Raw genomic sequence first — 16,405 nt, 5'->3', positions numbered from 1 at the left:
GTCCGTGAAGCTTATCGCAGCGCACCATGCAGACGCCCGAGAACCTCGCCGAAATCCTCAGCCTCGAAGCCATCGAGGTGAACCTGTTCCGCGGGATCAGCCCCAATGACGGCTTTCCGCGGATCTTCGGCGGCCTGGTCATCGCCCAGGCCCTGACCGCGGCCTACAAGACCGTGCCCGACCGCGTCTGCCACTCGCTGCACGCCTATTTCATCCGCCCGGGCGACGTGAACGCCCCGGTGCTCTACGAGGTCGAGCGGGCCCGCGACGGCGGCACCTTCACCACCCGCCGGGTGGCCGCCATCCAGCACGGCGAGCAGATCTTCAACCTGGCCGCCTCGTTCCAGACGCCGGAAGTCGGACTGGAGCACCAGTTCGAGGCCCCGGACGTGCCCGCGCCCGAGACCCTGCCGACAGAGGCCGAGTATCTGCGCAGCCTGGGCGACCAGATCCATCCCAAGATGCTGGCCTTCATGGAGCGCCCGCGCCCCGTGGACCTGCGCTGGATCGATCCGCAGAACCCGGTGAAGCCCGAGAAGAAGTCGGGCGAAAAGCAGGTCTGGATGCGCGCCGTCGCCCCGCTGGGCGAGGATATCCGCATGCAGCAGGCCGCTCTGGCCTATGCGTCCGACATGGCCTTCATGGAAAGCGCCCTGCGCCCGCACGGCCTGGTCTGGACGACGCCGGGCCTGCAGGCCGCCAGCCTCGACCACGCCATGTGGTTCCACCACCCCTTCGACTTCAACGACTGGACCCTGTTCGCCCAGGACAGCCCGAGCGCCTCGCAGGGCCGCGGCCTGGTGCGCGGCCAGATGTTCAGCCGCGACGGCAAGCTGGTGGCGTCGGTGGCGCAGGAATGCCTGATGCGGATCCGGAAGTAGGCGCTTAGCGCCTACCCCCGCCCGGTCACCGAAGCCAGGGCCCGGGCGATCTGGTGGACGTTGTAGGGCTTGCGCACGATCGGGGCGTCGAAGCCCATCGGGGCGGCCTTGTCGGCATAGCCCGTGGCGAACACGAACGGCCGGCCTTCCCTGCGCAGCACCTCGGCCACCGGGGCGACCGACTGGCCGTTGAGGTCGGCGTCGAGCACGGCCGCATCGAACTCCTGCTCGAGCATCGCCAGGGCCTCGCCCAGTTCGGCAGCGCAGCCGACCACCTCGACGCCGCTGTCCTCCAGCCCCGCCTCCAGCTCCATGGCCAGCAGCAGCGAGTCCTCGACGATCAGCACCTTCAGGCCGGCGATGGCCCCGGCGCGGAAGTTCTCGTCGCCGCCGCCGATGGTCTCGACGATGCGTTCGGGCTCGGCCTCGACCGGTTCCGGCTCGGGACCGTCGGCCAGGGCGGCCGGCGCGGCGTGGATCATCGCCGACACGCCGCTGCGGCGGTAGTCGATCTTGGCCTCGCCGCCCAGCTCGCGGCCGACCACGTCCTCGACCAGGGTGGCGCCGAAGCCGCGCGTGGTGGGCGGGCTGGTCGGGGGGCCGCCGGTCTCGAGCCATTCCAGGCTAAAGCCGCCGTCGGGCGATCGGCGCCAGACGATCTCGACCCGGCCGCTCTCGGTCGACAGCGAGCCGTACTTCACCGCGTTGACCGCCAGTTCGTGCAGGGCCAGCGACAGGGCGGCGGCCGCGCGCGGCGTCAGGAACAGTTCCGGCCCGTCCCAGCGGGTCTGGTTGGGGGCCAGGCCGCCCAGTTCAGCGGCGGCGATCCGGCCCAGGGTGGCCCCGCGCCAGCGGGCGGCGCTGATCAGGTCGTGGGCCGAGCTCATCGACTTCAGCCGCGCGGCGAAGGTCTTGAGGAAGGCGTCCAGCGACGAGCTCTTGCGGGCTGACTGGGCGGCCACCGACTGCACCACCGCCAGCAGGTTCTTGATGCGGTGGTCAAGCTCGGCCACCAGGTTGTCGCGCCGCTCGTCGGCCTCGCGCTGGTCGGTGATGTCCTGCACCACGCCGATCAGCAAATCAGGCTTGCCCTCGCCGTCGAGCACCATGACGCCGCAGCCGCGGCTCCAGCGTTCGCGGCCGTCGGGACTGGCGGCGCGGCGATACTCCACCTCGTAGCGGCCACCTTCGTGCAGCTGCGCCCGCAGGTCGTCGCGGGTCATCTCGCGGTCTTCGGGATGGACATAGGGCCAGATGGCCTTGCCCTCTTCGGCCGGCATTTCACCGGCGGGCACCCCGCTGATCCGCGCCATCCGCTCGCTGATGCGCAGGTGGTCGGTCTTGATGTTCCACTCGAACTCGCCCAGGCGCGCGGCCGTCAGGGCCAGCGCCAGGCGTTCGCCGTCGAGCAGGCGCTCGGCCTCGGCCCGCGCCTGGTCGGCGCCGCGGATCAGCTCCTCGACCGCCAGGTCGGCCAGTTCGGAGAGGGATTCCAGAAGCTCGGGCGCAGCCTCGCCACGCGGCGCGTCGTCCTCGACCGCCAGCACGCCCACGACGAAACCGCGCGGATCACGCAGCGGCGCGCAGGCCAGGAAGCCCGCATGGGCGAGGTTCGCGTGCTGCGACGAGCGGCTGCAGCGCAGCACGATATCGGCCAGCGGCGTCTGTCGGGAAATCGTCGGATTGGCGTGGCCGACCCGTCCAGCCAGGCGGATGTGGTCGACCTCGATCAGCAGCAGGGCCGCGCGCGGGGCTTCGAACAGCCGCGCCGCCAGCCGGGTCAGACGCGAGAGACGCGGGTCGTCGGCATCCTTCCACGCTTCGGCCAGAGCCGTCGCCGCCCGCAGTCTACGGGCCTCCTGATCCGATGCTCGTTCTGCATCCGCGTCCGCCATGATTCGAACATAGACCGCCTTCCCGTCACGCGCGAGCGGCGATCACCCCGGATTGGGGCGTTCACACGCGATCTTCTGTGGTGAAGCTTTCGCGGTGACGCTAAGATGGGAACTGGCCGCACGGGCTCCGCGTTGACGGGGCGCAGCTTGATGCTGCATTCCCGTACAGCCTGCCGCGAACCGGAGACGAGATCATGCCCGCGAACGCCTTGAATCCTGCTCTCAAAGAAGCCGACAAGGCGCAGGCCGCCGCCGGCGTGGCCGCCGAGCACGCCGAACGCAGCTTCGCCGAAGCCGCCTCGGCCGCGAAGGCCAGCTTCGCCGACGCCGCCAAGCGCCTCGAGAAGAACCTCCTCGAAGGCTTCGACACCCTGCGCGCCCAGAGCCGCACCTACACCGACACCGCCGGCGCCCAGCTGGAAGACGCCCAGAAATACGTCTCCGAGCGCGTGCGCGAGCGTCCGATCACCGCCACCCTCGCCGGTCTCGGCGTCGGCGTTCTCCTGGGCCTCCTGCTCGCGGGCGGCCGCAGCCACAACAAGTGATCTTCGAAAAGACCCTGATGACGCTGGCAGCGGCCGCGGCGATCGCCGCGGCCGCTGCCGTGAGCGTGTTCGCCGCCGCCTTCGCGCTGTTCGCGGTGCTGGCCCCGTTCCTGACGCCCGCCGGCGCGGCCGCCGTGGTCGCCGCGGTGACGGCCTTCATCGTCGCCGTGGCCGGCCTGATCGCCGCCAACCGGGCCGAGGCCAAGCGCGTACGCCACACCCCGACGCCGGAAGTGAACGGCTTCGCCGAACGCATCGTCGACATCGTCAAGGACCGTCCGATCCTGTCGATCGGCGCGGCCCTGGCGGCCGGAGTCTTCGCGCTCAGGAACCCGACCTTCACGGCGGCCGTCGCCCAGGCCTTCATGGCTTCGAGACAACCACCGCCCCGGCGCTGAAACTTCCGCTGAAGTTTTTTCCGCGCCGCCGTCTAGCTTTCAACCGCCCCCGGCCCATTTCCCGGGGGCGTTTCGCCATGGAGCAACCATGTTCAAGCTGCCCGACCTGCCCTACGCCTACGAGGCGCTTCAGCCGACCATCTCGGCCAACACGCTGCACTTCCACCACGACAAGCACCATGCGGCGTACGTCAACGCCCTGAACGGCCTGCTGCCGGAAGGCGACACCCGCTCGCTGGAAGCCGTCATCGCCGACGCCGGCCCGGGCAAGGTGTTCAACAACGCCGCCCAGGCCTGGAACCACGCCTTCTTTTGGGACTGCATGAGCGCCGACACCCAGGGTCCGGGCGAAGCCCTGGCCAAGGCCATCGACGAGACCTTCGGCGGCCTGGCCGGCCTGAAGGAAAAGTTCGTCGCCGAGGGCGTCGGCCACTTCGGTTCGGGCTGGGCCTGGCTGGTCGCCGAAGGCGCCAAGCTGTCGCTGATCTCGACCCACGACGCCGACGGCGCCATGACCAAGCCGGGCGTCACCCCGCTGCTGGTCTGCGACGTGTGGGAGCACGCCTACTACCTCGACCACCAGAACAACCGTAAGGGCTTCCTGGAAGCCTGGTTCGACGCCCTGCCCAACTGGGCGTTCGCCGACGCCCAGTACGCCGCGGCCCAGGGCCAGGGCGAAGCCTGGAAGTACCCGGTCTAAGCCGCAACTTAGGGCCGACCTTGAGAAGGGCGGGATCGCAAGGTCCCGCCCTTCTTGCGTTCAGGGGGCTTTGCAGTTGGGCCGACGGTTCACCGCCCAGGTGCGCCAGACCACGAAGCCGGTGCGCTCGAAGGCCATGGCGGTGATCCGCATCTCGGTCGCGTCGGCCTCGATGATGTTGAAGCTGGGCGGCACGCCGCGCTCGCGCACCGACAGCGTGCCCGAGCCCACTGCCTGGGTGCAGCCGCCGGCATAGGGATAGGCGTGCACGAACGGGGCGTGGATATGCCCGGTCAAAACGAGATCCGCCCCGGCGTCGGCGAAGGCCTGGGCCGCGGCCTCGCCGCCGCGCACCTTGGCGGTCATCGGCCCGCCCATCATCTCGATCAGCGGGTGGTGGCAGACCACCACCTTCAGGCGGCCAGGCGGCTCGGCCTGCAGGCGACGGGTCACCGCCCTGGTCTGGGAGCGCGACACCGCCCCCTTCGACCAGTTCCAGCGGATCTGGGCGCCGCGCGCCGAATTGAGCGTGAACACCGCCGCCCGCTCGTCGCGGAAGGAAAGACCATCTGCGTCGCCGAACCGCGCCTCGTAGCGCCGCCAGGGCGTCGCCAGCCGCTCCAGGATCTCGACCGGCCCCTTGAACGGGGTGTCGTGATTACCCGGGGCCAGCAGCTGCGGCTGGGGCAGGCGCGCGAACCAGGCGCAGGCGGCGTCGAACTCGACCTGGGCGCCGTCCTTGGTCAGGTCGCCGGCGCCGATCACCAGGTCGGGCCTGGCCGCATGGATGCACTCGACCGCCGCCTCGACCGCCTGCGGGTGCTCGCCGCCGAAGTGGACGTCGGAGACCTGGACCATCTTGAAGATGGGTGAAACCGGCCCTGTCACGGGGCGTCGTCCTTCAGGGCCAGGGCGCGGAAAGCCTTGGGGCGGAAGCGGATCGAGACGTGATCGTCCAGCCGCACCGGCTCGCCGTCGAGGATGGCGGGGATCCGCCCGCCGGCCCAGGCCCGGCCGATCCGGCAGCGCTGGACGCTGACCGCCGGGTCGTTGCGCCAATCGCCGGTCACCGTCTTCACGCCCAGGCGGAAGATGTCGAGGGCGTTGGTCGGATCGAGGGCGGCGGCCTCCAGGGCCCGCTCGTCGGCGTCCATGCCGCTGGAGACCAGCGGGCACATCAGGGTCAGGGCCTCGGCCTTCTCCTTGGGCCGGCCGTCCAGCACGTAGCGCAGGCGGCCGGAGAAGGCCCGGCGCAGGGCCCGCTGGGCGCGCATGATCGCAAGGTCCGCCCGACCCTGGCGCGCGGCCTCCCGCGCCTCGGCCCACAACGCGGGGCTGCCCAGGATGGCGGCGACGAAGAACAGGCGGCCAGCCACCTCGCCGCCGGAGATCATCCGCTCCTCGCCATGGGTCAGGCAGGCCTTCAGGGCCTGGGGCCAGGCGCGCTCGCCATAGAGGGCGCGGGGCAGCATGTTCATGGTGCCGCCGGGCAGGGGCGCGACCAGCGGCCCGTCGGGACCGGCCATCTCGGCCGCCGCCCGGGCGGTGCCGTCGCCGGCCAGCACGAACAGCACGTCGGGCTTGCGGGCCAGGGCTTCGCTCAGGCACGGCTCAAGCTCGCCGCCGGCCGGCGCATGGACCCTGGCGTCGACGCCGTGCTCGGCCAGGATGGCCTCAGCCTGGGCGGGTCCGTCCCGTCCAACCGATCCCGAGGCGCTGTTGGCGACCAGTTCGACGCGCATGGAGGCTCCCGACGGCGCGGTCCCGAACGGCCGCCGTCCGGAGCTAACGGCGGCGCTTGGCCAGGGTTCCCCCGGAGTTCCCCCGGAGTTCTCAAGGCGACCGTCGAGCGGCTCGCCGGAACTTCCGGTGGTGGTGCTCCGTTTGACTGGCCGGGACACGCTCGAACGGAGAGCCACGATGAAAACCACAATGATCGCCTTGGTCGGCGTCGGCCTGCTCGCCAGCGCCTGCACCGCCACCGGCAACACCGAACGCAACGCCGCCGGCGGCGCGGCACTCGGCGCCCTCGCCGGCGCCGTGATCGGCAACAATGTCGGCGCGGGCGACGCAGGCACGGGCGCGGCCATCGGCGCGGCCATCGGCGGCACCGCGGGCGCCGTGAAGGGCTGTCGCGAAGACGGCGGCTGCGGCGCCACCAACGTCAATCGTCGCCAGTACTATGACGAGCGCGCCGGACGGTATTACTACTACGACTCGCGCAGCGGTCGTTATTTCTGGGAAGACGGCAGCCCCCGCTGAGGCGGCGTCGTCCAACAGGGTTTCGAAGGCGGTCGACGCGCGTCGGCCGCCTTTGGCATGTTCGCGATCGGCGGGTTTCACGAAGAGGGGCTACGCATGAACAAGGCTGGCGTCTGGATCGCGGCTGCGGCGATCGGAGCAACGATGACGGGGTGCGCCACCGGGCCCTGGCCCAAGTCGCGATCGCAGATCGAGGCCTTGCCGGCCGCCTGTGACGACTTCTCGGTGTCGATCTATTTCGACCGCGATTCCGCGGCGATCACCCGCGAGGCCCGGCAGGTGCTGCGCGGCGCGGCCGACCTGGCCAAGGGCTGCACGGCCAAGAACGTCCACGTCGTGGGCCTGGCCGACGCGGTCGGCGCGCCCGACGCCAATCTGGCCCTGTCGCAACGCCGCGCCAGCGAGGTCACCGCCGCCCTGGCCAAGGTCGGCTTCCGCCAGGTGTCGTTCGAGGTCTCGGCGGCCGGCGACGCGGGCGCGATCACCCGGGACGGCGAGGCCCGGCCCCTGCGCCGCCGCGCCGACGTGCGCATCGATCTCGAGGCGCCGCCCAAGCGCTGACGCCAGGTCCATCGCACCGCGCATGAAGAAAGGCGGGCCGGTGGTCCGGTCCGCCTGAGGCATGACAGAAAAGGGGGGTGCGGAGGCGACAGGCTGGCTTTCACCAGCCTCAAGTCGGGGGGGCGTCGCCGCCTCCGCAAAGAGTAAACGACCTCCCCCAGGCGGCGTTCCCAACAATCCGAAATATTTTTCGCCTCCTCGGCGAGCGGATATTCCGCCCCATCGACGATCGCCTCGGCTGGAACATGGCCGTGCGCGGAACGTTGTTTCTTCGACCCGCGACATCGCGGGCGAATGGGGAGCGACGTGATGATCCGCGCCTATCAAGCCGCGCATGGCGGACTGGTCTTCGAAACCCAGCGTCGACGCAAGCAGGCCCGGAGTTCGCGGCTGCTCGCCCTGGCGACGGTGCTGGGCATGGCGCTGGCGGTCGGCACCGTCCAGCATTTCGCCACCGCCTGGCTCGACGCCGACCACGCCGCCTCGAAAGGCGCGGCCTGGACCGTCGCGAATTAAGTCAGGAGGTCCCCATGGCGACCGACATCAATACCGAACACAGCCCCACCCTGAAGGCCACGCGCGCCCGCCAGGGTCGCTGGGGCCGCCACATCTTCTGGGTGCTGGTGATCTCGACCGTCTTGGCGGCCATCGCCCTGTTCGGCGCCTGGGGCATGCGCTCGGGCGATCTGGCCTCGGTCCAGCACAACACCGGCGCCGACACCCCGGCCGAGGCCGCCCAGGGCACGACCGTCCAGACCGCGCCCAAGCAGACCCCGGGCGAGAAGACCGCGCCCGCCCACTGAGCCCTTCGCGCTCTCGACAAAGAAAAGGCCCCGGCGATCGCTCGCCGGGGCCTTCGTCTTTTTCAGCTTCGCGTGTCAGGCCGCTTGGCGGGTCCGGCGCGGATGGAAGAACAGCGCCTGGCCGATGGCGGCCTTCACCGTTTCCGGCTGGAACGGCTTGGTGATCAGGAAGGTCGGCTCCGGACGCTCGCCGGTCAGCAGGCGCTCGGGGAAGGCCGTGATGAAGATCACCGGCACGTCGAGACGAGCCAGGATGTCCTTCACCGCGTCGATGCCCGACGAGCCGTCGGCCAGCTGGATGTCGGCCAGAACGAGGCCCGGGGTCTTGCGGGCGACGGCGTCGACCGCTTCGCCGCGAGTGGCGGCGATGTCGATCACGTCGTGACCCAGCTCGCGCACCAGCGCCTCGATGTCGGCGGCGATGACGGGCTCGTCCTCGATGATCAGCACCTCGGTGGCCAGTTCGGCGTCGATCTCGCTCTGGGCGTCGGCGATCAGCCGCTCGACCTCGCCGAAGTCGCAGTCGAGGATCTGGGCGGCCTCGGTCGGCGTGAAGCCTTCCAGGGCCGTCAGCAGGAACGCCTGGCGCGACCGCGGGGCGATGCGCAGCAGGCGCTGCGAGGCGTCGTCGGAGAGGTCGTCGCGACGCGCTTCCAGCTGGGCGCCCGAGGACAGCCAGATGGCGTGGAAGACGCGATAGAGCGCCACGCGCGGCGACAGCGCCGCGTCGAGCGAGCGTTCGCCGGCGGCCAAGGCCTCCAGCGCGACGCGGACATAGTGATCACCGGTGGTCTGATCCCCGGTCAGCGCGCGGGCGTAACGGCGAACGTAGGGCAGGTGCGGCGCCAGTCGGGCAAGAAGACTCATGACCCCTCCCGTAGAGTGTCTTCGAAACAAAAAAGGTCGTCCATCACGGCAAAGCTATGCCGTTCGATCGGGAGCATAACGTGCCCTGCGCGACGACGGTTCCGCAGCAACTCGATTTTTGGCACTCTACGCTCAAGCTTATGGAACCCGATGCGGAATCTGGCGTTGACCTCCAGCATTTATAAATTCGGCCGCAGGGGGCGGACGCTGCGCACAACCGGCGTCGAGGACATGATCGAACACGTACCCATGGAAGATCAACGCAAGGGATCCGCCTCTCTCGACGAGGCGCGGCTTCGTCAGCAGGCCATCGGCGTCAAGCTTCGCCAGATGTTCGACGAGGTGGTCAACGAGCCCATCCCGGACGAATTCCTCGACATTCTGCGCAAGGCTGAAAAGCCTTCGGGAGAGCGTTGAGCATGAGCGAAGCGCAAGTCGGCCGGTCGCCCATCGATCCGGTCCGTGACGAGACCTTCAAGAAAGAGCTCGTCACCCTCATTCCGCACCTGCGGGCCTTCGCGCGCACCCTCACCGGTGATCCGACGGCCGCGGACGACCTGGCGCAGGACGCCATGATGAAGGCCTGGGACGCCCGGGCCAGCTTCCAGCTGGGCACCAACATGAAGGCCTGGACCTTCATGATCCTGCGCAACCAGTTCTATTCGGAGAAGCGTCGCTCCTGGCGTCAGAGCCAGCTCGACCAGGAGGCCGCCGAGCGGACCCTGGTGGCGGTCGATGATCCGGAAGCGCCGGTGGCGCTGGACGAGCTGCGCATGAGCCTGGCCATGCTGCCGCCGGAACAGCGCGAAGCCCTGATCCTGGTCGGGGCCGGCGGCTTCGCCTACGAGGAAGCGGCCGACATCTGCGGATGCGCGGTCGGCACGGTGAAGAGCCGGGTCAGCCGGGCCCGCCGGGCCCTGCAGGCCATCCTCGAGTCGGGCGGCTATGAGCGTGACGGCGCCGCCGCCGGCGACGCGATGCACGCCATCCTGGCCGATGCGGAGCGTTTGAGCACCCAGCGGTGAAGCGCGTGTATGGCCGCGCGGCGGAGGTCGTCGGCACCATCCGGGTCCGCCTGCTGCTGACCCTGACGCTGGCGCTGCTGCCGGTGCTGCTGATTGGCGCGCTGCAGTCGGCCCTCGTGTTCAAGCACGAGGGCGACGCCCGGCGGCAGAGCCTCGAGCTCGCCGCCGGCCGCAGCGCCGCCATCGCCCGCGCCCGCATCGAGGCGGCCGGCGTGCTGCTCCAGACCCTGGGTCCCGGCTCGGTGGGCCTGGAGTGTGCGCGCCGGCTCGACGCGGTGAAGGCCCGCCTGCCCGGCTACGCCAACCTGATCCGCTTCGACGCCTATGGCCGCGTGGCCTGCGCGGCGGGCACCACGCCGCGCGACCCCGAGCGCGCCCATCGCCCGTGGTTCCTCGACCTGGCCGCCGGCGCCCACCTGGCCGTCGCCCCGACGCCGGGCGCGATCTATTCGGGCGAGCCTTCGGTGCTGACCGCCGTCCGCGCCGAGGACTCGTCCGGCGTGTTCGACGGGGCCATGGCCGCGGTGCTGACCCTGTCCAGCCTCAAGCCCGAGACCGCCAACCGCTTCCTGCCCGACGGCGCCGAGATCGGCCTGGCGGACTCGCGCGGCCAGGTGTTCTCGGCGACCACCCCCGGCGCCTTTGGCGAGCCACGCCCGGGCCTGCGCGACGAGATCGACCAGGGCCGCACGGTGCTGTGGTCGGGCAAGGACGCCCAGGGCCGCCGGCGGCTGTTCTCGGCCGCCTCGCTGGTCGAGGACGACGTCTTCGTGATCCTGTCGGCGCCCGCCCCCGGCATCGTCTCCTGGGCCTCGCTGAACCCGATCTCCAGCATGCTGCTGCCGCTGCTGGCCTTCGCCCTGGCCCTGCTGGCGGTGTTCTGGGCCACCGAGCGCGAGGTGATCCGCTGGATCGTCTATCTGCGCCGGGTGGCGGCGATCTACGCCAAGGGCCGCTTCACCGTGCGCCCGGTGCAGGCCTCCGAGCGGGCCCCGCCGGAGATCCGCGAGCTGGCCAAGACGCTGGACGACATGGCCGTCGGCATCGTCCAGCGCGACGCCTCGCTGCGCGACAGCCTGGCGGAGAAGGACTCGCTGATGCGCGAGATCCACCACCGCGTGAAGAACAACCTGCAGATCATCACCTCGCTGCTCAACATGCAGCAGCGGGCGCTGACCGACCCGGCGGCGCGCACGGCGATGAACGACACCCGCCAGCGCATCACCGCCCTGGCCCAGATCTATCGCGCTCTCTACCAGGGCCCGGACCTCAAGCGGGTCGACCTGCGGCCGTTCCTGGAGGAGCTGACCGCCCTGCTGCTGGCCGGCGACATCAACGGCCCCGGCGCGGTGCGCACCGAGGTCCACGCCGACCCGCTGGTCATCGACCCCGACCGCCTGGCGCCGCTGGCCCTGTTCGCGGTCGAGGCCATCACCAACGCCCAGAAGCACGCCCTGGCCGAACGCGGCGGCTCGCTGACGGTGGACTTCTTCGTGCGCGGCGAGGAAGCCGAGCTGGCCATCGGCGACGACGGCCCCGGCGCCCCGTCCGGTCCCGGCGAGGGGGTGGGCCGCACCCTTATGACCGCCTTCGCCCGCCAGCTGCGCGGCACGGTGAAGTTCGACGTCAGCCCGATGGGCGGACTCCTTGTGCGGCTTGTGTTCCCCACGCCCCAGGCCCTGCCGGCGCCCCAGCATCAGGCCGGAACCTAGACCGCGCGGCCACGTTTGCTCTGGGCGATCCATCATCCGCCCACGAGGGCGAAAAGCGGAGAACCTCCCCCATGCGCAAGCTGATCATTTTCGCCGCCCTGGCGGCCAGCCTGACCGTCGCCGCCTGCAACACCGTCGAAGGCGCCGGCAAGGACGTCTCGTCGGCCGGCAAGGCCGTCACCGACACCGCCCGCGACGCCAAGAACTGATCCCGTCGCCTCGACTGGATGCGAGGGGCCCGTCTCAACCCTGAGGCGGGCCCCTTTCCATTCGGATCGCCACGTTACGCAGACGACGTCCAGAAACGGGCGCGGCGCTCGCCCACGCATCAAACTTTGCAATACCGACACAAAAGGCCCGGATTTTCTGTCTTCGGGGAGATAACCAGGCCAAGTCCGCAAGCCACGCTGTTGGCATGTCGGTTCCGGTCGCTTCCCTCGATTCAGCCCTTCCCCCCGTGTTCGTGCACAGCGGCTGGCGCTGCTCGAGCACCTACATCTGGAGCCGGTTCCGCGCCCTGGCCGGCGTGCGGGCCTATTACGAGCCCTGGCACGAACATCTCGAGACGATGACCCACGAGATCATCGCCCGCGAGACGCCCGAGCACACGCGGCTGCGCCATCCGGGCGGCGACCGTCCCTATCTCGCGGAGTTCTCGGACCTGATCACCCCGCACGGCGGCGTGGCCGGCTATCACGAGCGCTTCGCCCTCGACGGCTATCGCCTGGCTCCCGAGCAGGACGATCCCGAGCAGCAGGCCTATGTCGCCGGCCTCGTCGATCACGCCCAGGCCCAGGGCGAGGTGCCCGTGCTGGCCTGCTGCCGCACCCTGGGCAAGATCGAGTGGCTGCGGCGCCGGTTCGGCGGCTTCCATATCGTGCTGATCCGCGACCCGCTGCAGCAGTGGCTGTCGTTCTACTCCCTGCGCAAGCGCCCCCGGCCGACCTATTTCGAGATCTGCCAGTACGTGCTGATGGCGGAGTTCGCCGAGGCCGACAGCCTGCGCGGCGATCTGAAGGTGCCGGATTCCCGCGGCCACGGCTTCGCCGGACGGCTGGCGGCGGTGCGGCGGCGGCTGAAGCGCGCGCCGGCCAAGGTGTCGTTCGCCGCCTTCCTGTCGATCTACATCCTGTCCTACCTGCAAGCGCTGCCCGAAGCCGACCTCGTCATCGACGTCGACCGCCTGGGCCGCGACGCCGACTACCGGGCCGCCGTCTCGCAGGCGATCGAGGCGGGCTGCGGCCTGTCGCTCGACTTCTCGGACTGCCGCACGCCCGAGCCGCGCGAAACCGCCCCGCCCGTGCGCTACCGGCAGATGTCGCGGCGGGTGGTCGAGCGCCTGGACACCCGCGGCGCCCTGGCCGCGCCCGGGGCCACGGCCCTGCTGTTCGGCAAGCTGGCGCGCGCCATGGTCGACGCGCCGGAACCGCCGCCGTCGGCGTGGCGGACGCTGGTGTCGTGGCTGCGCGGTCAACGCGACGGCATGGCCCAGGCGGTCACGCGGCCGGCGCCCCGCCTAGGCTGAGGTTCAGCTGAAAATCAGGCCGCGACGGCGCGATAGGCCGGATCGCGGGCGAACACGCCCGGACGGCCGGCCACCGGATGCAGGGCCTCGGTCACGCCGGCCAGGCTCTCGGCCTCGCCCAGCACCAGCAGCCCGTCCTCGGTGAGGCGCGCGGCGAGGTTCTCGATCAGGCGGCCGCGCACCGACGGGTCCAGGCCCGGCAGCACGTTGCGCAGCATGACCAGATCGAAGGCGCCCATGCCCGACAGGTCCGACATCAGGTTGATGCGCCGCCAGCGCACGGCCTGGCGGATGCGGGGCGAGATCGCCCAGGTCTCGTCGTGGTTCTCGAAATGCTTGATCAGCAGCCGGATCGGCAGGCCGCGCTGCACCTCGAACTGGGTGTAGAGCCCGCTCTGGGCCTTCTCCAGGCAACGCTCGGACAGGTCCGAGGCGAAGAATTCGAAACGCACGCCCTGTTCAAGATTGCGCGCCTCGTCGGCGGCGATGGCCAGGGAATAGATCTCCTGGCCGGTCGAGCAGGCCGCGCTCCAGATCCGCACCGAACCGTCCTTTCGACGGCGCGACAGTTCCGGCAGCGCCGTGTCGCGCAGGAAGGCGAAGGTGGCGCGGTCGCGGAAGAAGGCGGTGTCGTTGACGGTCAGGGCCTCGACCACCGCCCAGATCAGCCGCTCCTCGCGCTTGGCGCGCAGGGCCGCCACCAGGGCCTCGATCGAGGGATAGCCTTCACGGCGCGCCAGCGGCGCCAGGCGGCTTTCGACCACGTAGTGCTTGTCGGTCTCGACCTTCAGGCCGGCGCGGGTGCGGCCCAGGGCCGCCAACAGGTCCATGTCCTCGGGGGTCATAGCAGGCCCGCCTCGGCGAACTTGGCGGCGATGATCTCGCCGTCGAAGGGTTTCATGATGTATTCGTCGGCGCCGTGATCGAGGGCCAGGCGGATGTTCTCGACCTTGTTCTCGACGGTGCAGAACACCACCACCGGCGCGTCGCCGCCCGGCTCCTCGCGCAGGCGCTGCAGGAACTCCAGGCCGTTCATCACCGGCATGTTCCAGTCGAGCAGGACAGCGTCGGGCATGGCCGCGCGACACCAGGCCAACGCCTCCATGCCGTCGGCGGCCTCGGCGATGTCGAAGCCGATGTCTTCCAACGCACGGCGGGCGACCTTGCGGATCACCCGGCTGTCGTCGACGACGAGGCAGGTCTTCACGGCACGCTCCAAATCGTAGAGGAGCAGGATGACGTGGTCCGGGTTAAGGAGCGGTGACGGCGCCGAAAAACGTACGGTTCAGTCGGCGGGGGTCCAGGCGGCGATGCTGACGCGCTCCTCGGCGATCTCGACGCCGAGCTGGCCGCCGGCGGCGCGGACCACCGCGTAGAGATAGGCCGCCTGCACCCAGGGACCGCCCAGGCCTTCGCCCAGCGGCTCGCCCTTCAGGCCGGCCAGCACCTCGGGGCGCAGGCGGGCGCGGGGGCCGACGGCGTCGGCGGTGATCGCGGTGCGGCCGTCGGCGACGACGGCGCGCAGCGTCGCCACGCCGCCGGCCGGCAGGGCGCTGGCGGCGATCTGGGCGATGTTGAGCAGGGCGCGCGAGGCGGCCTTGTTCAGCGACTGCGGCGCTATGTCCCAGGTCAGGTTGGGGCGCACGTGGGCGAAGACGCCCTGCTGGGCCAGCTTTTCCAGTTCGCGGGAGTCGAAGCTCTCGGCCGAGGCCGAGGCGCCGAAGGCCACGCGAGTGAACTGCAGCAGGTCGGCCAGCTTGCGGGCCGAGCTGGTGATCAGGCTCATGGCGTCGTCGCGCATGTCCTGGGCGCTGGGGTCCTCCAGCAGGTCCAGGCCCGAGACGATGGCGCTGGCCGGGCTGATGAAGTCATGACACAGGCGCGCGGCCACCAGGGCGGCGAAATCCGGGCCGTTGACGTCAAGCGTGGCGGCGGGCGCGGGCGAGGCGGTGGCTTCGGTGTCGGTCATGGGGCGATCTTTGGCGTGATTTGGGACTTTGGCAAACGGGACCGCCAGGCCGCAACGACGACTTTTAGGGCGTCTGGACGCCTAAAACCGCTCCCGCTTTGCGCCGCCAGCCTCTATCAGGTGCGTGTGATGGATCCCTTTCTCGAACCCGGCGTCCTGGTGCGCCATCCCGGCCAGCCCGACTGGGGCCTTGGCCAGGTGCAGTCCGTGACCGGCCATCGCGTCACCGTGAATTTCGAAGAGGCCGGCAAGCAGACGATCGACGCCCGCGTCGTGACCCTGGACTTCGTCGGCGACGACCCCCGAGGACAAGCATGAGCTCCGCCCCCATTCCGGCGAACATCGGCCGCGACCTGGCCCGCATCGTCGAGGCCGCCGCCGAGGTGATCCTGCCGTTCTGGCGGACCGAGCTGGATGTGGTGCGCAAGGCCGACGAGAGCCCGGTGACCGAGGCCGACCGCGCCGGCGAGAAGGTGATCCTGGCCCTGCTGGCCCAGCAGTTCCCCGACATCCCCGCCATCTCCGAGGAGCATGCCTGCGAGTACGGCACGCCCGACCAGATCGGTCCGCGCTTCTTCCTGGTCGACCCGGTGGACGGCACCAAGGCCTTCGTCCGCGGCGATCCCAACTTCACCGTCAACATCGGCCTGATCGACAATGGCGTTCCCGTCGCCGGCGCGGTCTGCGCCCCGGCCACCGGCGAAGTGTGGTTCACGGCCGACGGCGGGGTGCTCAAGCGCGAGGGCGCCGACGGCGCCGAGACGCCGGTGCGAGCCCGCGCCTGGCCGCAGGGCGAAGCCCTGGCCCTGGTCAGCCACACCATGAAGGAAGACAAGGCCACGGCCCTGGCCGACCAGTACGGCTTCAGCCTGCGCGCCCCGATGGACTCGTCGATCAAGCTGGCCCGCATCGCCGAGGGCGCGGCCGATATCTATCCGCGCCATGGCCCGACCATGGAGTGGGACACCGCGGCCGGCCACGCCCTGATCGTCGCCGCCGGCGGCCGCTTCACCACCCCCGAGGGCGAGCCCTTCCTCTATGGCAAGGCCGACCAGGGCTTCCGCAACGGCTGGTTCGTGGCCCGCGGCGCCTGATACCAAGGCGAAACGTTGCAATATGGTCACGGTCGCCGCGCGCAGCGGCGACCGGGCTCATCCTGCGACTGATTATTATTGCACCCCAGCAAAGGCGTAACTAATAACGCCTCGCAATTTCAGGACAGGGGCCGCGGATCCTTCCCTCCGCGACCCGAGCTGGGGTCT

The 16,405-nt window shown here is 70.3% G+C and carries 22 protein-coding genes; 15 read left to right on the top strand and 7 right to left on the bottom strand.

Annotated features, from left to right (window positions below):
• Positions 1 to 26: 26 nt before the first annotated feature.
• The gene (locus AC2YHT_RS07145) at positions 27 to 881 is read left to right on the top strand and encodes an acyl-CoA thioesterase (protein ID WP_487288878.1); all 855 of its coding nucleotides are present in this window, start codon (positions 27 to 29) and stop codon (positions 879 to 881) included.
• A gap of 11 nt (positions 882 to 892) precedes the next feature.
• Here AC2YHT_RS07145 and AC2YHT_RS07140 read toward each other — a convergent pair whose 3' ends face one another.
• The gene (locus tag AC2YHT_RS07140) at positions 893 to 2,776 is read right to left on the bottom strand and encodes an HWE histidine kinase domain-containing protein (RefSeq protein ID WP_487288877.1); all 1,884 of its coding nucleotides are present in this window, start codon (positions 2,774 to 2,776) and stop codon (positions 893 to 895) included.
• Positions 2,777 to 2,970: 194 nt separating this feature from the next.
• Here AC2YHT_RS07140 and AC2YHT_RS07135 point away from each other — a divergent pair, with 194 nt between their 5' ends.
• From AC2YHT_RS07135 to AC2YHT_RS07125, 3 genes are all read left to right on the top strand, one after another.
• The gene (locus AC2YHT_RS07135; protein ID WP_110118962.1) at positions 2,971 to 3,321 is read left to right on the top strand and encodes a hypothetical protein; all 351 of its coding nucleotides are present in this window, start codon (positions 2,971 to 2,973) and stop codon (positions 3,319 to 3,321) included.
• Positions 3,322 to 3,338: 17 nt separating this feature from the next.
• Positions 3,339 to 3,719 carry a hypothetical protein gene (locus AC2YHT_RS07130; protein ID WP_110118964.1) on the top strand — a complete coding sequence of 127 codons (381 nt, stop codon included), beginning with the start codon at positions 3,339 to 3,341 and terminating at the stop codon, positions 3,717 to 3,719.
• Between the two features lie 88 nt (positions 3,720 to 3,807).
• A complete protein-coding gene (locus tag AC2YHT_RS07125; RefSeq protein ID WP_487288876.1) occupies positions 3,808 to 4,419 on the top strand; it encodes a superoxide dismutase in 612 nt (203 codons plus the stop codon).
• A 60-nt stretch (positions 4,420 to 4,479) separates the two neighbouring features.
• Here the strand turns inward: AC2YHT_RS07125 and AC2YHT_RS07120 are convergent, their stop codons facing one another.
• Together AC2YHT_RS07120 and AC2YHT_RS07115 are read right to left on the bottom strand one after the other, a co-directional pair.
• Complete coding sequence (locus AC2YHT_RS07120; RefSeq protein ID WP_487288875.1) at positions 4,480 to 5,307, bottom strand: metallophosphoesterase family protein; 828 nt, start codon at positions 5,305 to 5,307, stop codon at positions 4,480 to 4,482.
• The gene (locus tag AC2YHT_RS07115; RefSeq protein ID WP_487288873.1) at positions 5,304 to 6,161 is read right to left on the bottom strand and encodes a diacylglycerol/lipid kinase family protein; all 858 of its coding nucleotides are present in this window, start codon (positions 6,159 to 6,161) and stop codon (positions 5,304 to 5,306) included. The genes AC2YHT_RS07120 and AC2YHT_RS07115 overlap by 4 nt, the downstream gene beginning before the upstream one ends.
• A 178-nt stretch (positions 6,162 to 6,339) precedes the next feature.
• Between AC2YHT_RS07115 and AC2YHT_RS07110 the strand changes: the two genes are divergently transcribed.
• From AC2YHT_RS07110 to AC2YHT_RS07095, 4 genes are all read left to right on the top strand, one after another.
• Positions 6,340 to 6,681, top strand: coding sequence for a YMGG-like glycine zipper-containing protein (locus AC2YHT_RS07110; protein WP_110133347.1), 342 nt, complete (start codon positions 6,340 to 6,342; stop codon positions 6,679 to 6,681).
• A gap of 96 nt (positions 6,682 to 6,777) precedes the next feature.
• On the top strand, positions 6,778 to 7,242 hold the full coding sequence (locus AC2YHT_RS07105) for an OmpA family protein (protein ID WP_487288872.1): 465 nt from the start codon (positions 6,778 to 6,780) through the stop codon (positions 7,240 to 7,242).
• 309 nt (positions 7,243 to 7,551) lie between these two features.
• On the top strand, positions 7,552 to 7,758 hold the full coding sequence (locus tag AC2YHT_RS07100; RefSeq protein WP_487288871.1) for a hypothetical protein: 207 nt from the start codon (positions 7,552 to 7,554) through the stop codon (positions 7,756 to 7,758).
• Positions 7,759 to 7,772: 14 nt separating this feature from the next.
• On the top strand, positions 7,773 to 8,045 hold the full coding sequence (locus AC2YHT_RS07095) for a hypothetical protein (protein ID WP_110118971.1): 273 nt from the start codon (positions 7,773 to 7,775) through the stop codon (positions 8,043 to 8,045).
• Positions 8,046 to 8,120: 75 nt separating this feature from the next.
• Here the strand turns inward: AC2YHT_RS07095 and phyR are convergent, their stop codons facing one another.
• Positions 8,121 to 8,912, bottom strand: a complete 792-nt coding sequence (gene phyR / locus AC2YHT_RS07090; protein WP_110118972.1) for an anti-anti sigma factor/receiver protein PhyR — start codon at positions 8,910 to 8,912, stop codon at positions 8,121 to 8,123.
• Between the two features lie 231 nt (positions 8,913 to 9,143).
• Here phyR and nepR point away from each other — a divergent pair, with 231 nt between their 5' ends.
• The 5 genes from nepR to AC2YHT_RS07065 all read left to right on the top strand — a co-directional run bounded on the left by nepR (position 9,144) and on the right by AC2YHT_RS07065 (position 13,174).
• Positions 9,144 to 9,329 (top strand): anti-sigma T factor NepR, encoded by a 186-nt coding sequence (gene nepR, locus AC2YHT_RS07085; RefSeq protein ID WP_110118974.1) that lies wholly within the window; start codon positions 9,144 to 9,146, stop codon positions 9,327 to 9,329.
• Positions 9,330 to 9,331: 2 nt separating this feature from the next.
• Positions 9,332 to 9,937 carry a sigma-70 family RNA polymerase sigma factor gene (locus AC2YHT_RS07080; RefSeq protein WP_110118973.1) on the top strand — a complete coding sequence of 202 codons (606 nt, stop codon included), beginning with the start codon at positions 9,332 to 9,334 and terminating at the stop codon, positions 9,935 to 9,937.
• Positions 9,934 to 11,649: a sensor histidine kinase PhyK gene (gene phyK, locus AC2YHT_RS07075; RefSeq protein WP_487288869.1), complete on the top strand. Its 1,716-nt coding sequence runs from the start codon at positions 9,934 to 9,936 to the stop codon at positions 11,647 to 11,649. The genes AC2YHT_RS07080 and phyK overlap by 4 nt, the downstream gene beginning before the upstream one ends.
• A gap of 71 nt (positions 11,650 to 11,720) precedes the next feature.
• On the top strand, positions 11,721 to 11,858 hold the full coding sequence (locus AC2YHT_RS07070; protein WP_110120447.1) for an entericidin A/B family lipoprotein: 138 nt from the start codon (positions 11,721 to 11,723) through the stop codon (positions 11,856 to 11,858).
• A gap of 248 nt (positions 11,859 to 12,106) precedes the next feature.
• On the top strand, positions 12,107 to 13,174 hold the full coding sequence (locus AC2YHT_RS07065) for a hypothetical protein (RefSeq protein ID WP_487288868.1): 1,068 nt from the start codon (positions 12,107 to 12,109) through the stop codon (positions 13,172 to 13,174).
• Positions 13,175 to 13,188: 14 nt separating this feature from the next.
• On the opposite strand, the gene AC2YHT_RS07060 is transcribed toward AC2YHT_RS07065, so the two are convergent.
• From AC2YHT_RS07060 to chpT, 3 genes are all read right to left on the bottom strand, one after another.
• Entirely contained in the window at positions 13,189 to 14,019 is an 831-nt protein-coding gene (locus tag AC2YHT_RS07060; RefSeq protein WP_487288866.1) for a CheR family methyltransferase, read from the bottom strand.
• Entirely contained in the window at positions 14,016 to 14,393 is a 378-nt protein-coding gene (locus tag AC2YHT_RS07055; RefSeq protein ID WP_487288865.1) for a response regulator, read from the bottom strand. The genes AC2YHT_RS07060 and AC2YHT_RS07055 overlap by 4 nt, the downstream gene beginning before the upstream one ends.
• 66 nt (positions 14,394 to 14,459) lie before the next feature.
• Positions 14,460 to 15,143 carry a histidine phosphotransferase ChpT gene (chpT, locus tag AC2YHT_RS07050; protein ID WP_487288864.1) on the bottom strand — a complete coding sequence of 228 codons (684 nt, stop codon included), beginning with the start codon at positions 15,141 to 15,143 and terminating at the stop codon, positions 14,460 to 14,462.
• Between the two features lie 126 nt (positions 15,144 to 15,269).
• On the opposite strand from chpT, the gene AC2YHT_RS07045 reads away from it, so the two are divergent.
• Together AC2YHT_RS07045 and cysQ are read left to right on the top strand one after the other, a co-directional pair.
• The gene (locus AC2YHT_RS07045; protein WP_198575282.1) at positions 15,270 to 15,461 is read left to right on the top strand and encodes a DUF3553 domain-containing protein; all 192 of its coding nucleotides are present in this window, start codon (positions 15,270 to 15,272) and stop codon (positions 15,459 to 15,461) included.
• Positions 15,458 to 16,237, top strand: coding sequence for a 3'(2'),5'-bisphosphate nucleotidase CysQ (gene cysQ, locus AC2YHT_RS07040; RefSeq protein WP_487288863.1), 780 nt, complete (start codon positions 15,458 to 15,460; stop codon positions 16,235 to 16,237). The genes AC2YHT_RS07045 and cysQ overlap by 4 nt, the downstream gene beginning before the upstream one ends.
• Positions 16,238 to 16,405: the final 168 nt, after the last annotated feature.

This window comes from Caulobacter sp. SRI_008 (genome assembly GCF_057586355.1).
The sequence above is the reverse complement of the archived record's forward strand: the minus strand, read 5'-3'. Positions and strand labels throughout refer to the sequence as shown.

Coding starts and splice junctions, on each gene's coding strand:
- AC2YHT_RS07115 (WP_487288873.1), bottom strand. CDS start 6,161: ATGCGCGTCGAACTGGTCGCCAACAGCGCCTCGGGATCGGTTGGACGG.
- AC2YHT_RS07060 (WP_487288866.1), bottom strand. CDS start 14,019: ATGACCCCCGAGGACATGGACCTGTTGGCGGCCCTGGGCCGCACCCGC.
- cysQ (WP_487288863.1), top strand. CDS start 15,458: ATGAGCTCCGCCCCCATTCCGGCGAACATCGGCCGCGACCTGGCCCGC.
- AC2YHT_RS07140 (WP_487288877.1), bottom strand. CDS start 2,776: ATGGCGGACGCGGATGCAGAACGAGCATCGGATCAGGAGGCCCGTAGA.
- AC2YHT_RS07125 (WP_487288876.1), top strand. CDS start 3,808: ATGTTCAAGCTGCCCGACCTGCCCTACGCCTACGAGGCGCTTCAGCCG.
- nepR (WP_110118974.1), top strand. CDS start 9,144: ATGATCGAACACGTACCCATGGAAGATCAACGCAAGGGATCCGCCTCT.
- AC2YHT_RS07095 (WP_110118971.1), top strand. CDS start 7,773: ATGGCGACCGACATCAATACCGAACACAGCCCCACCCTGAAGGCCACG.
- AC2YHT_RS07110 (WP_110133347.1), top strand. CDS start 6,340: ATGAAAACCACAATGATCGCCTTGGTCGGCGTCGGCCTGCTCGCCAGC.
- chpT (WP_487288864.1), bottom strand. CDS start 15,143: ATGACCGACACCGAAGCCACCGCCTCGCCCGCGCCCGCCGCCACGCTT.
- AC2YHT_RS07070 (WP_110120447.1), top strand. CDS start 11,721: ATGCGCAAGCTGATCATTTTCGCCGCCCTGGCGGCCAGCCTGACCGTC.
- AC2YHT_RS07130 (WP_110118964.1), top strand. CDS start 3,339: ATGACGCTGGCAGCGGCCGCGGCGATCGCCGCGGCCGCTGCCGTGAGC.
- AC2YHT_RS07105 (WP_487288872.1), top strand. CDS start 6,778: ATGAACAAGGCTGGCGTCTGGATCGCGGCTGCGGCGATCGGAGCAACG.
- AC2YHT_RS07145 (WP_487288878.1), top strand. CDS start 27: ATGCAGACGCCCGAGAACCTCGCCGAAATCCTCAGCCTCGAAGCCATC.
- AC2YHT_RS07135 (WP_110118962.1), top strand. CDS start 2,971: ATGCCCGCGAACGCCTTGAATCCTGCTCTCAAAGAAGCCGACAAGGCG.
- phyR (WP_110118972.1), bottom strand. CDS start 8,912: ATGAGTCTTCTTGCCCGACTGGCGCCGCACCTGCCCTACGTTCGCCGT.
- AC2YHT_RS07080 (WP_110118973.1), top strand. CDS start 9,332: ATGAGCGAAGCGCAAGTCGGCCGGTCGCCCATCGATCCGGTCCGTGAC.
- AC2YHT_RS07100 (WP_487288871.1), top strand. CDS start 7,552: ATGATCCGCGCCTATCAAGCCGCGCATGGCGGACTGGTCTTCGAAACC.